Here is a 14,548-nt window from a genome sequence, read left to right as displayed (position 1 = left end):
CCGCACGCGAGGGCGTCGACACCGCGAGAGGGAGACCATGGCGGGCAATCTCAGCAGCGAAGAATTGGATGCCGCGATCGAGGCGGGCGAGATCGACACCGTCGTCGTGGCCTTCCCCGACGCTCAGGGTCGACTCGTCGGCAAGCGCGTGGCCGCGCGATTCTGGCGCGACGAGGTACGGGGCCACGGCGCGGAGGCCTGCAACTACCTGCTCTCGGTCGACGTCGACCTCAACACCGTCGACGGGTACGCCATGTCGAGCTGGGAGAAGGGCTACGGCGACATGCTGCTCGTCCCCGACCTCGACACGCTCCGCCGCATCCCCTGGCAGCCCGGGACGGCTCTCGTCTTCGCTGACCTCGCGTGGGAGGACCGCGCGCATGTCAGTCAGTCGCCCCGCGGCATCCTGAACGCCCAGCGTGCCCGCCTGGCGGAGCGCGGCCTCACCGCCTACGCCGGGACGGAACTCGAGTTCATCGTCTTCGACGACTCGTTCCGCGACGCCTGGGCGAAGGGATACACGAATCTCACGCCCTCGACCGACTACAACGTCGACTACAACCTGCTCGCCACCACCCGGCTCGAGCCGCTGCTGCGCGACATCCGCCTCGGCATGGACGGAGCGGGCATGTACTGCGAGGGCGTGAAGGGCGAGTGCAACTTCGGCCAGCAGGAGATCGCCTTCCGCTACGCGGAGGCCCTCGAGACCGCGGACAATCACACCCTGTACAAGAACGGTGCCAAGGAGATCGCCGACCGGCACGGCAAGTCGCTGACGTTCATGGCGAAGTTCAACGAGCGCGAGGGCAACAGCTGCCACATCCACCTCTCCGTTCGCGGCGACGGCGGAGCGGCGGTCATGGCGGGTGACGGCGAGCACGGGTTCAGCCCGCTCATGGGGCACTGGATCGCCGGCATCCTGTCGACTCTGCGCGAGTTCACGCTGCTCTACGCCCCCACGATCAACTCGTACAAGCGCTACGCGAAGGGCTCGTTCGCCCCGACGGGGGTGGCCTGGGGCGTCGACAACCGCACGTGCGCCCTGCGCGTGGTCGGTCATGGTTCGTCACTGCGCGTCGAGAACCGCGTGCCCGGGGGAGACGTGAACCCCTACCTCGCGATCTCGGCCATCATCGCGGGCGGCCTGCACGGCATCGAGAACGAGCTCGAGCTGCCGGCGCCCCTCACCGGCAACGCCTACGCGGCCGGGGTCGACACTCTGCCGACGACGCTGCGCGAGGCCGCGCGCCTCTTCTCGGAGTCGACGGTCGCCCGCGCCGCCTTCGGCGACGAGGTCGTGGAGCACTACCTGAACCAGGCGCGCATCGAGGTCGAGGCCTACGACGCCGCCGTGACCGATTGGGAGCGGGTGCGTGGTTTCGAGCGCCTCTGATCCGAGACGGACCCCCGTCGTGGGGCTCACCACCTACCTCGAGCGCGCGAAGCAGGGCGTGTGGGACGTGCGCGCCTCGTTCCTCCCACAGCAGTACTTCGACGCTGTGACCGCCTCGGGCGCCACCGCTGTGCTGCTGCCGCCGCAGCCACGGCCCGGGCAGGCGGCCGCCGCGGTGCTCGACGGGCTCGACGGGCTCATCCTCACCGGCGGCCTCGACGTGCAGCCCGAGCTGTACGGTGCCGAACGCCACCCGCTGACCGACCCCGCTCGCGCCGACCGCGACGCGTGGGAGATCGCGCTGCTGGCGGGGGCGCGGGAGCGCGGCATCCCGGTCTTCGGGATCTGCCGGGGGCTACAGCTGATCAACGTCGCGATGGGCGGCACGCTGCACCAGCACCTGCCCGAGGCGCTCGGCACCGAGAAGTATCGCATCGGCGGCGGCGTCTTCGCCGAGAACGTCGTGGAAGTGGATGCCGACACCCGGCTCGCCGGGCTTGTCGGGGCCGGGGCGCTCACCGTCCACAGCTACCACCACCAGGGTGTCGACCGGGTCGCCGACGGCCTGCACGTCACCGCGCGCACCGACGACGGGCTCGTGCAGGCCGTCGAGGTGGACGGCGACGACTACCTGGTCGCCGTGCAGTGGCACCCGGAAGAGAACGCCGAGGACCGGCGGCTCTTCCTCGGACTCGTCGCCGCGGCGGCGCGATACCGGGCGTCCCGGCCCGGCGTCCCTGAATCCCCCGAGCACCACGGAGTTCCCGCATGAGCACCTTCACCGTCATCGACCCCTCGACCGGATCGCCGATCACGACCCTCGAGCGCGCCGAGATCGACCACGTGGACGCGGCGGTCGCGAGCGCCGTCCGCGCGCAGCGCGCGTGGGCGGCCCTGGCTCCCGTCGCCCGAGCCGACGCGCTGCGCGCCTTCGCCCGGGTGGTCGAGGCGCACGTCGACGAGCTCGCCGCGCTCGAGGTGAAGAACTCCGGGCACCCGATCGGCTCTGCCCGGTGGGAGGCCCAGCACGTCGCCCAGGTGCTCAACTACTACGCCGGTGCGCCCGAGCGTCTGATCGGGTCGCAGATCCCGGTGGCCGGCGGACTCGATGTGACCTCCCACGAGCCCTACGGCGTGGTCGGGATCATCGTGCCGTGGAACTTCCCCATGACGATCGCCGCGTGGGGCTTCGCCCCCGCGCTCGCCGCGGGCAACGCCGTGGTGCTCAAACCCGCAGAACTGACGCCGCTGACGGCGATCCGCCTCGGCGAGCTCGCGCTCGAGGCGGGGCTCCCGGAGGGGCTCTTCACCGTCGTCGTCGGCTCGGGATCGGTCGTGGGTCAGCGCTTCGTCTCGCACCCCGACGTGCACAAGGTCGTCTTCACCGGGTCGACCGAGGTGGGCACCGAGGTGGCCGCCGGGTGCGCGCGCATGCTGAAACCCGTGACCCTCGAGCTCGGTGGCAAGAGCGCCAACATCGTCTTCGCCGACGCCGACCTCGAGAAGGCCGCCGCGGGCGTCCCCGGTTCGGTGTTCGACAACGCCGGTCAGGACTGCTGCGCGCGCAGCCGCCTCCTTGTGGAGCGTCGCGTCTTCGACCGTTTCCTCGAGATGCTCGAACCGGCGGTCGCGGCCTGGAAGGTCGGCGACCCGACGAACGAGGACACCCAGATGGGGCCCCTGATCTCGGCATCCCACCGCTCCTCCGTCCAGGGATTCCTCGACGGGGCCGACGTGGCCTTCCGCGGGTCGGCTCCCGAGGGCGACGGATTCTGGTTCGCCCCCGCCGTCGTCCTCGCCCAGCCGGGCGACCGGATCGCCCGCGACGAGGTGTTCGGCCCCGTCCTGGCGGTCATGCCGTTCGACGATGAAGCGGATGCCATCCGCCTCGCGAACGACACCGCGTACGGCCTCGCGGGCTCGATCTGGACCGAGAACCTGGGTCGCGGCATCCGTGTCTCGCGTGGTGTGCGCAGCGGGGTGCTGTCGGTGAACTCGCACTCGTCGGTGCGGTACTCCACCCCGTTCGGCGGCATGAAGGCCTCGGGTCTCGGCCGCGAACTGGGACCGGATGCCGCCGAGCACTTCACCGAGACGAAGAACGTCTTCTACGCGACCGAGTGACCGCGCCTCTCCCGACTGCCCGCCGCCCGACCCCCTCGTCCCACCTATGACGGTCCTTGTCCCACTTATGGCTCCCCGAGAGGCTCTGAACCAGCCATAAGTGGGACGAGGTTCGGCTCGAAAGGAACCACCGCACCATGACCATCGACCTCACCCAGCGCCTGCGCGACCGCGTCGCCATCGTCACCGGAGGAGCCAGCGGCATCGGGCTCGCCACCGCCCGCCGCTTCGCCGCCGAAGGCGCCCGCGTCGTGATCGCCGACCTCGACGAGACCACCGGTACGGCGGCCGCCGCCGAGGTGGGCGGTGTCTTCCGTCAGGTGAACGTCGCCGACGAGGACTCCGTGAACGCCCTCTTCGACGGCGTCGCCGCCGACCTCGGCAGTGTCGACATCGCCTTCAACAACGCCGGCATCTCGCCCGCGGACGACGACTCGATCGAGACCACCGAGCTCCCCGCGTGGGACAAGGTGCAGGACGTCAACCTGAAGAGCGTCTACCTCTGCTCGCGCGCGGCGCTGCGGCACATGGTGCCGGCCGGTCGCGGGTCGATCATCAACACCGCATCCTTCGTCGCGCTGCTCGGCTCGGCGACCTCGCAGATCTCGTACACCGCATCGAAGGGCGGCGTGCTCGCGATGACCCGCGAGCTCGGCGTGCACTTCGCGCGACAGGGCATCCGCGTCAACGCGCTGTGCCCGGGACCCGTCAACACCCCGCTCCTGCAGGAGCTCTTCGCGAAAGACCCCGAGCGCGCGCAGCGCCGCCTCGTGCACGTGCCGATGGGCCGGTTCGCGGAGCCGGAAGAGATGGCCGCGGCCGTGGCCTTCTTGGCATCCGACGATGCGTCCTTCATCACCGCGACGGCCTTCGTGGTCGACGGGGGCATCACCAACGCGTACGTCACGCCCCTGTGAACCGGTGACGTGACAGGCTGAGAGGGTGACAGACGCGCCGCTCGACGACCTGCGCCGGGCCGTGTACCGTCCCGTGCGCACCGGCAACGCGCTCGAAGACACCACCGCGCGCATCGTGCAGACCGTTCGGCTCGGGCTCGTCGCCCCGGGGGAGTCGCTGCCCGCGGAACGCGAACTCGCCGCCCTGTACGGCGTGAGCCGCGACACCGTGCGCGAGGCTCTGCGGGAATTGTCGGATGCCGGATGGCTCGAGACCCGGCGCGGTCGCTACGGCGGCACCTTCGTCGTCGACCCCGTGCCGCGGCCGTCGGAACCGGCCGTCGTCTCACCCGCCGAACTGTCGGACGTCATCGCCCTGCGCGGCGTCCTCGAACCCGGAGCGGCGTGGGCTGCGGCGGGACGCTCCCTGTCGGCCGAGGAGCGCGACGTGCTCTGGGCGCGGCACGAAGCGGCCGCGCTCGCCGAGGGGGAGGACTACCGCCGACTCGACACCCTGCTGCACCTCACGATCGCGGAGTTCGCCGGCATCCCCTCGCTCGTTCCGCTCGTGGCCGACAACCGCGCGCGGGTGAACGCCTGGCTCGACACCTTTCCGCTGCTGCCGCGCAACATCGAACACTCGACCTCGCAGCATGCGGCGATCGTGTCGGCGATCCTCGCCGGAAGACCGGATGCCGCCCACGCGGCGATGCGCGACCACCTCGCCGGATCCGAGGCGTTGCTGCGGGGGTTCCTGGCGTAGGGGGTCGCGTGGGGCCGCGCGGACCAGGGGTCTTGGCGCCGCGCTGGCTGCGTTCGGGGCGGGTCCTGCGCTGTGGGGCGAGGATCGTGCGCCCCGAACGGCGAGATCCGCCCGAACCGTCGATGCGGCCCCGGCGCCCCGCGCGATTAGGCTCGGAGGATGGCCGCAGGCAAGAAGCGCAAGGGGAAGAAGCTCGACGTGGACTTCAGGAACACCGCGCTCGTCGACGCCCTGCAGACGCAGGACATGGCCGCGATCGCCTTCGCCCTGCGGCACGGGCCGACGGTCGTGCCGCTGATGACCCCCGGCGACGCCGACAACCCGCTCAGCGTCGGCGAGGTGTGGACCTACCGCGACCCGAATACCGGCCAGCTGGCGCTGTTGCTCTTCAGTGACGCGGCGCACAAGCCCGAGACGCTGCCGCCGCACGTGGCCCTGCAGTCACCGCAGTGGCTGCGCACGTTCCTCGGAACGCATCAGGATGCCATCACCACCGTGTTCATCGACATCGCGGGACCGCACCCAATCCAGGCTTCGCCCGTCGATCTGATCGCTGCCCTCGACGCCTGAACAGCGGGCCGGTTCGAGAGCGGGCGCTGCGAACTCGCGCGCGAGGGCGGCGCGTGTAAGACTCGGAGCCATGGAGTACCTGATCGCCGGTGCCGTGTGCGCCGCCGGACTTGTCATCCCCGCCGTGCTGGGAATGACCTCCCCACACCGCCGTCGCCGGTCGGCGCCTCCCGGTCGCTGACCGGGCAGGGCGAGTCGCCCCGCCGGCCCCGTCCGTCCGCGCCCGCGTGGACCCGTTGATGAATCCCTGAGGTTCGTCTCCCTCGCCGGTCGCGCCGTCAGAACCCCGGTTCGCTGTCGTCGCGCGGCATGCCGCGCACCTGCAGCTCGTTGAGCGCCTGCGCGAGTTTGCGCGACGAGGAGTCGAGCACCGTGTGGTACCCGAGGCGCTTGGCCTCGGACGCGCGCTGGGCGGCCTGCGTGACGTTACGGATCTCGCCCGTGAGGGTGAGTTCGCCGATGGCGGCGAGACGCTTCGAGACCTTGCGGTTCTTCACCGCGTTGGCGACGGCGATCGCGATCGCCAAGTCGGCGGCGGGTTCGACCAACCGCACCCCGCCGACGGTGGAGACGTAGACGTCGCGGTCGGAGAGCGTGAGCCCCATGCGGCTCTCGAGCACCGCGAGCACCATCGCGACGCGCGAGGAATCGACGCCGTTGACGATGCGCCGCGGGTTAGGAGCCGTCTGTCGCACGGCCAGGGCTTGAATTTCCACGGGCAGAGCGCGCCGGCCCTCCATCGCGATGGTGACGCACGTGCCGGGTTCGGGTTCGCCGTGACCGAGGAACAGCGCGCTCGGATCGGCGACCTCGGCGATGCCGGTGCCGGTCATGTCGAAGCACCCGACCTCGTCGGTCGGCCCGAAGCGGTTCTTGAGCGCGCGGACGAAGCGCAACGAGGTCTGGCGGTCGCCCTCGAAGTGGCAGACGACGTCGACGAGGTGTTCGAGGATGCGCGGGCCCGCGATCGAGCCGTCTTTCGTGACGTGGCCGACGATGATGATCGGCAGGCCCCGCTCTTTCGCGACGCGGATGAGGGCGGATGCCACTTCTCGCACCTGCGCGGGCTGACCGGCTGCGCCGTCGCTGTGCGCCGACGACACCGTCTGCACCGAGTCGACGATGAGCAGGCCCGGCTCGACCTGATCGATGTGCCCGAGGATCGTGGCGAGATCGGTCTCGGCCGCGAGGAAGAGCTCGTCGTGCAGGGCGCCGGTACGCTCGGCGCGCAACCGCACCTGTGCCGCTGATTCTTCACCGCTGGCGTAGAGCACGCGTCGGCCGGCGCGGGCGCTCTGCGCGGCGACCTCGAGCAGCAGCGTTGACTTGCCCACGCCCGGCTCGCCGCTGAGCAGGATGGCGGCCCCGGGCACGATGCCGCCGCCCAGCACGCGGTCGAACTCACCGACCCCGCTCGTGCGGCGGGGAGCGTCTTGCGTATCGATCTCGGTGATGCGGCGGGCGACGCGCCCGGCCCCCGGAGCGACCGGCGTGATCGAGCGGACGATGCCCGTCTGCTCCGCCGCCTCGACCACGGTGCCCCAGGATTGGCACTCACCGCAACGTCCGACCCACTTCAGCGTCGTCCATCCGCACTCGGTGCACCGGTAGGGCGCGGGGGCTGCAGCGGGACGTCGGGATGCCATGTGCTCAGGCTACGCGGGGCCTCCGACATCGCCGGTCGCCGGGGTCCCGGCATCCGGACCCGACCCGACCGATGCGGCCGCGCCCGTTGCCATAAACGCCCCCTGCGAGAGAAACGCCGTCGGAGTGCGTTTCTCATCGCGGAGAGCGTTTATCGCGGCGGCGCGTCCTGGCTCAGCCGCGCAGCGACCCCGCGACCGTCGTCAGAGCGTCGGCGGAGCGGCGCAGCAGCGTCAGCTCGTCGGCCGAGAACGGCGTCGCCGCCAGCGGCACCGCCCCGCGCGCCGAGACGATCGAGGGAACGGACAGCGCCATTCCGCTGATGCCGTGGAAGTCGTCGAGCACCGTGCTGACCGGGAGGATCGCGTGCTCGTCGCGCAGGATCGCCTCGACGATGCGGGCACTCGACAGGCCGATCGCGTAATTGGTCGCGCCCTTGCCCTTGATGACCTTGTACGCGGCGTCGCGGACGTCGACGGCGATGGCATCGAGCTGTTCGCGGTCGAAGCGCGTGCCGCCGGGGAGCTCGAACTCGGTGATCGGCACGGAGCCGATCGTCGCGGTCGACCACAGTGGGAACTCCGTGTCGCCGTGCTCGCCGACGATCCACGCGTGCACGCTCGAGGTGGCGACCCCCGCGCGCTGGGCGAGCTTCCAGCGCAGACGCGAGGTGTCGAGGACCGTGCCGGAGGCGAAGATGCGGCGGCTGGGCAGCCCCGTCGCCTCTTGCGCGAGGACCGTGAGAACGTCGCAGGGATTCGTGACGATCACGTAGATCGCGTTCGGGGCGACCTCGAGGAGCTTCGGCATCATGTCGCGGATGATCGCGGCGTTGGTGGCGGCCAGCTCGGTGCGCGTCTGGCCGGGATTCTGCTTTGCGCCCGCGGTGATCACGACCACGTGCGAGCCCTCGGCGACCGCTACGTCGCTGCCGCCGGTGATGTCGCTCGACCCGGTGAACTGGGTCCCGTGCGCGAGGTCGAGCACCTCGGCCTCGACCTTCTCGGCGGCGATGTCGTAGAGCGCGACGTGTCGCGCGGACCCGCGGATGAGCGCGGCGTACGCGACACTCGCGCCCACGCTGCCTGCTCCCACGACCGTCAGCTTCGAGTTCTCGATCACGCTCATGGCTCGATCCTGGCAGTGGGCGAGGGCGGCAACCAGTGGGGTCGTTCGACGGTGGATGAACGGATGCCGGGGCCCGGCGCGAGGCGCCGATTCGCGGCATCCGCAAGTCTGTCGTAAGCTATTCGGCGGTGACGTGTCCGAGCGGCCGAAGGTGCAACACTCGAAATGTTGTGTAGGTTCACCCCTACCGTGGGTTCAAATCCCACCGTCACCGCCACCACGAAGGCCCCGGATCCCGCAGAATTGCGTGGATTCGGGGCCTTCTTTTCTGCCCATCTGTGGTCTGCGGTAACACCGCGGTAACCGGTTCGCAGAGACTGCTTGTTGGGTTGTGCGTCGCGGTATGTCTTCGCGCCTGCCGTATCACCGCTGCGACCTCCGAACACCATGCGTCCCGCGAGCTTCTAGCAAGCCGCGGATGGATACTTCCCGACCGCGGTGTCGACAAGCCGGCTTCGTCCGCCGAACCTCGGGTTGACGTGAGGCGATAGCAGTCTGGCGGTGCGCGGCGCCTACCATTGGGACAATCCCCGGGGAAGCGGACGTCGAGTGTGCTCGGTGCCAAGTCACGGCTGCTCGATTCCGCGAGAATTTCTCCGGCATCGAGGGGGTTAGAGAGCCTCCCTGGATCCATGCATCTTCACACGAGCGCACAGGAGTGCTGATGGTCAACGCAACGGTCGAAACCCGCAAGGTGCTTTGGTCGAGCGCCGCCAACCGTTGCGCCTATCCACCATGTGAGCAACGGCTCGTCGCGGACTTGCGCAACCCGGAGGACGCTTCCGCCACCATCGGACGGGTGATAGGTGAGGAGGCGCACATCAGGTCATCGAAACCATCCGGTCCGCGCCATGATCCGAAATACACGCGTTCGCTCGACGCGTACGACAATCTAATCCTGCTCTGCCCGACACACCACACAGCGATTGATAAAGACAACGGGAGCGCCTGGAGCGTGGAGGACTTGCTCCAACTGAAAGCCGACCACGAGCGACGCGTGGACGCCCTGCTCAATCCCCCGGTCGCCAGCGGGAGAGTCGAAAAAGAGGCAGTGCTAACGCGCGTTGCACGATGGGAGGAAAGCCTAAATGTCGACGCCTGGGACGAGCTGACACGGCGACTCAACAGCACTGTTCCTTTTGTATCCCACAAACACGCAATGATGCTCAGCGAGACGGCAACCTGGGTGGCGGGGATTACATGGCCCTCCAAATACCCCAGATTGTCCGCCGCCTTCTCGACGCATGGTGCGCTGCTACACGTTCTCGTTCAGCACATCGACACATCCTTCCTTTTCAAGGAGGACCGGTACGAGGTGCGCCGCCGACACAAGGAAACGTGGTTCGTCGGGCGGGACAGCGAGAAGCAGTACGACATCGCACTATCTGAGTACCTCCTGAATTCAGAGATAGTCGCGGTGTTGATCACCGAACTCACGCGTACGGTCAACCTGGTGATCACCGCGGTGAACGACGAAGTCGACCCTCTATACAGGTTCGAAGAAGGCGCAGTCCGCATGACTTCTGGCGACGTCTTCTGGGGATTGACCACCTCGCACCCCCGGTTCGAGGTTGCCGACTGGAGCGGCTTCCCAAGAGAGTACGATCTCGCGGACATAAGATCACGCGTTGCATCGGAGATAAGCGGCGGCGACCCCAGAGCTAACTGGACCTTAAACATTACGACATTCGACGCAAGCGTTAACCGTTAAATCGCTGTCGCAGCGTCAATGCCCTCACCGACGGAACGCCACGCGTGGGCGCGCCTCGAGAACGGGTGATCATTTATGTGCCGTCTTCTGCGCCAGATTCCACCTCCGCAGAGCCCGGGCTCGCGTGTCGGTCGCTCGGCCAGTAGTCGCGCCACTTCTTTGGTATGAGATAGGCCGTAGCCCCTTCAGCATTATCGGGGAGTGTGCGACGCCGATTCCGAGGTTGATCGGCTCGTCGTCCGCCTCGAAGAAATTGCCGTCTACTTCTTCCGACCGCAGAGAAACAACCTGATGCGCGGTACACCAACCCTCCTTCAGGAGCAGGATACGGTCGCCGACCTCGAGTCGCCCACGGTCCACGACAACGCCGACGCATTTGCTCCAGCGCTTCACCACTGTACCCAAGGGGACCATGCGGGAATTCACCAGACGCGTAACGAGATCAAGTTGAACTACACGAGCCAGCGAATAGAGATAGCTCCCCACCAACTCTATGTAAGTGCTTAGCAGGTCCGAAGAGAGCAGGTCCTGGACTCGGAAGCTATGAGCTAGCTGATTTCTTCTTTCAATCAAGTCCTTAAGGAAGGACTCGTAATTTGCGAACCCCGCTTTCTCTAGAAGGTCGAGGGGTGCACCTACATTGATACCTTTGGCGATATCCACAGAAAGACGAGCAGAGAGATTGAGTATATGCGAAGCGGTAGTTTGATGACGCGTAGGTGAAGACCGCGGACACGAGGCGTGCGCGCTCCGTCGGCCCCGGCCTGAGGGCGTCCAAGATCTCGTTCTCTTCGACGCGGCCCCGTATTCGCGCCGATTCTCCGTCGCGGAGGCAACTTATGAGTAGAGACCGGTACTCACTTCGAACACTCGAAGGCAAACTGTCTAAGGAGTCGTAGATTTCGTCGTATGCCTCTGCGACTCCTATCAATATGTCGTTCACCGTTTGCTCAATCAGTCCATAGCAGCCGACGATTATATTCGCGTACGTGGAGCGCTTCGCACCCCGGTCAAACTCGCGTGTCGCGACGGGAGCGCGTGATCCAAAGTCTGGAAAAACTTTACGATGAGAACTCCTCAGACTTTGATGGACGACGAACCGACCCGAAGGATCTGGAACGGAGAGACGAGCTCGTCGAAACTATGCTTCGCAAGATAGTTGCCGGAAAATGATGCAGGCCGAGCGTCACCTCGATAGCTTCCGTGTCCGCACGGACGACTCATCGTCGTGGGGCGAGGTGGATGAGGCGCTGCTCGAGCCCGACTACCCTTATGTCTTCGGCTACCTCATCGAGGTATCCGGCCTGCCGACCTTCTTCGTGGCCCCGGTCCTGCAGGTCACCAGCAACTCGGGTGAGCTCACGCTCGGCAAACCAATCCTGCTCGGAGCGAGCACCCAACCGGACTTCAGCCGCTTCGAAACGGACCTCGACGAAGACCTCCCTGGTTTCGGCGACGAGGAGGACTTCGGGGAGGAAGGCCGGGCCCTCGACGCGTAGCCGCTGATCGGAAAGGATCCGCACATGAGTGAGGACACTCGGGTCGGCGACCGTCTACTCCGCCTACGGCTTGGGAACGGTCTCGGCCAGCAAGAGCTTGCCGAACGAGCGGGTATCGCGGCCGGCTCCATTTCCATGGCTGAGCGCAACCTCAGCTGGTTGGACCCGCGCGCTCTCGACGCGGTCGCCGCCGTCTTGGACGTCACACCGGCGTACTTCCACCGCCCCGGCGCGGAGCCCACCTTCACCACACCACAGCTGCGCGCGTACGCAGACGCGTCCCAGCGCACTGTTGACCGCGTCCTCCACGACAGTCGTACCGCCCTCGACGCATTCGCCACACTCGGTCTACGGCGAGTGGTGGACACTTTGCCCATCTTCGACGGCGACCCCAACGACGCGGACGAGATCGAACGCGCAGCGGCCGACGTCCGAACCCTCGCGGGCATCAAGGAGGGCGCCCGCGTTGGCAACGCTGTGCGCGCTGCCGAACGCCTCGGAGTCGTTGTCCTTCCCATGGACAGCGAACTGGGCCGCCATCTCGGGATGTCGCTTCGGATCAACGACGTCCCCGTCATACGGGTCAGCCGATCCTCCACCTCACCCGAACATGCCGTGCCCGGCGACCGCCAGCGGGTCACCGTCGCGCACGAGCTCGGGCACCTCGTCCTGCACGCCGGGCGGTCTCAACCTGTATCTGCGCCCGACGCGACTAGACGCGAGAACGAAGCGCACCGTTTCGCCTCCGCTTTCCTTGCACCCGGGGATGCCGTCATCAACGACCTTGCAGGGGCACGCGTCTCCCTCACCGCTCTGACGAGGTTGAAGGAGAAGTGGGGGTTCTCCGTCAAGGCGTTCGTGACCCGCTTCCGCCAACTCGGTGTGATCGACGACGATCATGCTCGCAGCTTGTTCAAGCAGATCTCCGCGCGGCGATGGAATAAGCAGGAGCCTATCGAGGTGGGCAACGAGTCTGCCGTCTGGCTGCAGAAGACCCTGACGCAAGGAACGCAGCCGACGTTCGAGCGGAACGTATCGGCCGTCAGTACCTCCATCGGACTCAGCGCGGCGTACTTCCATCGCTGGCTGGATTGGTCGCCGGCCGCGGCTTCGACAGCCGAAGCCACGGTGAGCGTCCTCACCCCACGACCGTCGAGCCGTCAGCAGCCGACACGCCCCGTCGCACCCGTTCACCGCCTGCCCGTGCGCCACGTCGCCAACGACTGATCCGCGCGTGCTGCGCGCGAGCCACGATGCGGCGGCCACTGATTGTGGACGCCGCATCGTCAGACTCAGGCGTGCCCGCCCTGCATAGCGAGGACAGCTTTTATCTGATGTCGCTGGGCGGCACAGAGCGCGCCGGTGATCGCTCATCGTCCAGGGGGTGGACGGTCACCGGGATGCTTCGGGTGATCGGGCGTCCTTCCCGTGCGAGGCGGCGCTTCCTCGCGACCCACGCGACGGCAAGAAGGCCAAACCACACCGGCGCCGCAATGACTGCTGCGCGGGTGTCCTCACCATAGAGCAGCGCGCCGATGATGAAAACGAAGAACGCCAGCACGACCCACGGTGCGACGCGTCCCAAGGGGAGCTTGAAGCCGGACTGGGTGTGACGCTCCGGATAGCGACGTCGGTAACGGATGTAGCTGACGACGATGGTGCCCCATGTGAACAAGATGAGGGTGGCGCACACGGAGGAAACGAAGGTGAAGGCCGTGACGACCCCGTCCCCCGCGTACAGAAGAGGTATAGCGGTGAACAGGAAGACGCAGGTGAGAAACACCGACTTGCGGGGGACGCCCTGGGGAGTGAGGAACGTGAGTTTCCTGTGAGCGTGACCGTCCAGCGCGAGGTTGTAGAGCATCCGGGATCCTGAGTAGATCCCGGAGTTCGCACTGGAAGCCGCGGAGGTCAGTACGACCAGGTTGATGGCGGCGGCGGCAATTCCGAAACCGGCGTAGGCGAGCGTGGTGACAAACGGGCTCTTGTCAGGTGCGAGCTGGTCCCAAGGGGTGATGGACATGATGATGACCAGGGAGCCGACGTAGAACACCAGGATGCGGGCCACGATGGAGTTGATGGCCTTCGGCAGGGTCTTTCGTGGATTCTCCGTCTCGGCGGCGACTGTGCCCACGAGTTCGACACCGATGAAAGCGAAAATGCCCATCTGGAATCCGAGGATGAAGCCGCTGGCGCCGAACGGGAACATGCCACCGTGGTCCCACAGATTGGCGAAGGTCGCCCGAGTCCCACTGTCGGGGTTGGTGAAACCTGTTGCGATCAGAACCACCCCGGCGCCGATCAGGGCGAGGATGGCGATGACCTTGATGAGGGCGAACCAGAACTCCGTTTCTCCGAAGAACTTCACCGGTTGCAGATTCAGTAGGGTCAGGGCCACCGCGGCGATGAGCGCAGGGATCCACGGAGGAATTGAGGCGTTGAAGAAGGACACGTAGCTGGTGATGGCGATGATGTCCGCGACGCACGCCACCACCCACCCGAGCCAGTAGGTCCAGGAGACGAAGAAACCGGCCCACGGGCCGATGAGGTCTTTCGCGATGTCCCCGAAGGTCTTGTAGTGCAGGTTGGAAAGTAGGAGTTCGCCCAACGCTCGCATGATGAGGAACACCATCAAGCCGATCACCATGTACACGAAGATGACGGCTGGGCCGGTGACGCTGATCATCTTCCCGGATCCCATGAAAAGTCCGGTTCCGATAGCTCCGCCGATGGCGATGAGCTGGAGATGGCGGTTCTTGAGCCCTCTCGTGAGCTCGGGACTTTCAGTTTTTACAGAACGTTCTTCGGTCGACACAATCT

General features: G+C 66.9%; 12 protein-coding genes and 1 tRNA gene. 10 read left to right on the top strand and 3 right to left on the bottom strand.

Translation table 11 applies throughout. From position 1 onward, the window contains the following. Positions 1-37 precede the first annotated feature (37 nt). The 6 genes from BLS25_RS11640 to BLS25_RS11615 all read left to right on the top strand — a co-directional run bounded on the left by BLS25_RS11640 (position 38) and on the right by BLS25_RS11615 (position 5,746). Positions 38-1,393, top strand: coding sequence for a glutamine synthetase family protein (locus BLS25_RS11640; RefSeq protein ID WP_074695930.1), 1,356 nt, complete (start codon positions 38-40; stop codon positions 1,391-1,393). Then, positions 1,374-2,165: a gamma-glutamyl-gamma-aminobutyrate hydrolase family protein gene (locus BLS25_RS11635; protein ID WP_074695928.1), complete on the top strand. Its 792-nt coding sequence runs from the start codon at positions 1,374-1,376 to the stop codon at positions 2,163-2,165. The genes BLS25_RS11640 and BLS25_RS11635 overlap by 20 nt, the downstream gene beginning before the upstream one ends. Continuing rightward, positions 2,162-3,517 carry an aldehyde dehydrogenase family protein gene (locus BLS25_RS11630; RefSeq protein WP_056226019.1) on the top strand — a complete coding sequence of 452 codons (1,356 nt, stop codon included), beginning with the start codon at positions 2,162-2,164 and terminating at the stop codon, positions 3,515-3,517. Before BLS25_RS11635 ends, BLS25_RS11630 begins: the two co-directional genes overlap by 4 nt. Before the next feature lie 137 nt (positions 3,518-3,654). Then, positions 3,655-4,434 carry a 3-oxoacyl-ACP reductase gene (locus BLS25_RS11625; protein WP_074695925.1) on the top strand — a complete coding sequence of 260 codons (780 nt, stop codon included), beginning with the start codon at positions 3,655-3,657 and terminating at the stop codon, positions 4,432-4,434. Between the two features lie 25 nt (positions 4,435-4,459). Next, positions 4,460-5,176, top strand: a complete 717-nt coding sequence (locus BLS25_RS11620; protein ID WP_056226024.1) for a FadR/GntR family transcriptional regulator — start codon at positions 4,460-4,462, stop codon at positions 5,174-5,176. A 159-nt stretch (positions 5,177-5,335) separates the two neighbouring features. Next, positions 5,336-5,746 (top strand): hypothetical protein, encoded by a 411-nt coding sequence (locus BLS25_RS11615; protein WP_056226026.1) that lies wholly within the window; start codon positions 5,336-5,338, stop codon positions 5,744-5,746. Positions 5,747-6,024: 278 nt separating this feature from the next. On the opposite strand, the gene radA is transcribed toward BLS25_RS11615, so the two are convergent. Both radA and BLS25_RS11605 read right to left on the bottom strand, forming a co-directional pair. Continuing rightward, positions 6,025-7,392, bottom strand: coding sequence for a DNA repair protein RadA (gene radA, locus BLS25_RS11610; protein ID WP_074695923.1), 1,368 nt, complete (start codon positions 7,390-7,392; stop codon positions 6,025-6,027). Between the two features lie 172 nt (positions 7,393-7,564). After that, positions 7,565-8,518 (bottom strand): L-lactate dehydrogenase, encoded by a 954-nt coding sequence (locus BLS25_RS11605; RefSeq protein ID WP_074695920.1) that lies wholly within the window; start codon positions 8,516-8,518, stop codon positions 7,565-7,567. A 127-nt stretch (positions 8,519-8,645) separates the two neighbouring features. Here BLS25_RS11605 and BLS25_RS11600 point away from each other — a divergent pair. The 4 genes from BLS25_RS11600 to BLS25_RS11585 all read left to right on the top strand — a co-directional run bounded on the left by BLS25_RS11600 (position 8,646) and on the right by BLS25_RS11585 (position 12,955). Further along, positions 8,646-8,735, top strand: a tRNA-Ser gene (locus BLS25_RS11600). A gap of 447 nt (positions 8,736-9,182) precedes the next feature. Next, a complete protein-coding gene (locus tag BLS25_RS16695) occupies positions 9,183-10,229 on the top strand; it encodes an HNH endonuclease (RefSeq protein WP_143017936.1) in 1,047 nt (348 codons plus the stop codon). 1,169 nt (positions 10,230-11,398) lie between these two features. Further along, the gene (locus BLS25_RS11590; RefSeq protein WP_074695916.1) at positions 11,399-11,728 is read left to right on the top strand and encodes a hypothetical protein; all 330 of its coding nucleotides are present in this window, start codon (positions 11,399-11,401) and stop codon (positions 11,726-11,728) included. 24 nt (positions 11,729-11,752) lie between these two features. Then, positions 11,753-12,955, top strand: a complete 1,203-nt coding sequence (locus BLS25_RS11585) for a helix-turn-helix domain-containing protein (RefSeq protein WP_074695913.1) — start codon at positions 11,753-11,755, stop codon at positions 12,953-12,955. A gap of 100 nt (positions 12,956-13,055) precedes the next feature. On the opposite strand, the gene BLS25_RS11580 is transcribed toward BLS25_RS11585, so the two are convergent. Further along, a complete protein-coding gene (locus tag BLS25_RS11580) occupies positions 13,056-14,543 on the bottom strand; it encodes an amino acid permease (protein ID WP_143017935.1) in 1,488 nt (495 codons plus the stop codon). Between the last annotated feature and the right edge of the window lie 5 nt (positions 14,544-14,548).

This window comes from Microbacterium testaceum StLB037 (genome assembly GCF_900104345.1).
GTDB lineage: Bacteria > Actinomycetota > Actinomycetes > Actinomycetales > Microbacteriaceae > Microbacterium > Microbacterium testaceum_A.
This window is presented reverse-complemented; position numbering and strand designations above follow the sequence as displayed.